Origin of the sequence: Nocardia abscessus NBRC 100374, from assembly GCF_000308455.1 — a bacterium.
Taxonomy (GTDB): domain Bacteria; phylum Actinomycetota; class Actinomycetes; order Mycobacteriales; family Mycobacteriaceae; genus Nocardia; species Nocardia abscessus.
In genome coordinates, this window is the sequence record NZ_BAFP01000199.1 from 1 (window position 1) to 388 (window position 388).

Genomic DNA, 388 nt, shown 5'->3' on the forward strand with positions numbered 1-388 from the left:
GGTCGCTGGTGGGACGACGGTCGTTCTCACCGGGACAGGGCTGACTGGGGCTACGGCGGTGACTTTCGGTGCGACACCGGCGACATCGTTCACCGTCAACTCCTCGACACAGATCACCGCCGTTGCGCCAGCCGGAACAGGAACGGTGCAAGTCACCGCCACCACTGCAGGCGGAACCACCAACGGCGTGGCCTACACCTATGTTGCGGTTCCCACCCTGGCCACCGTGGTTCCCAATGCGGGTCCGGTCACCGGCGGAACGACAGTAGTTCTCACCGGCACCAACCTGACCGGAGCCACCGCCATCACCTTCGGCGCGACACCGGCGGCCTCGTTCACCGTCGACTCCGCCACCCAGATCACCGCGGTCACCCCCGCGGGCACGGGG

The 388-nt window shown here is 67.5% G+C and carries 1 protein-coding gene; it reads left to right on the forward strand.

The window, feature by feature from the left end:
- The coding region (locus ON19_RS30725; RefSeq protein ID WP_043700676.1) for an IPT/TIG domain-containing protein at nucleotides 1-388 on the forward strand (388 nt) is incomplete at both ends.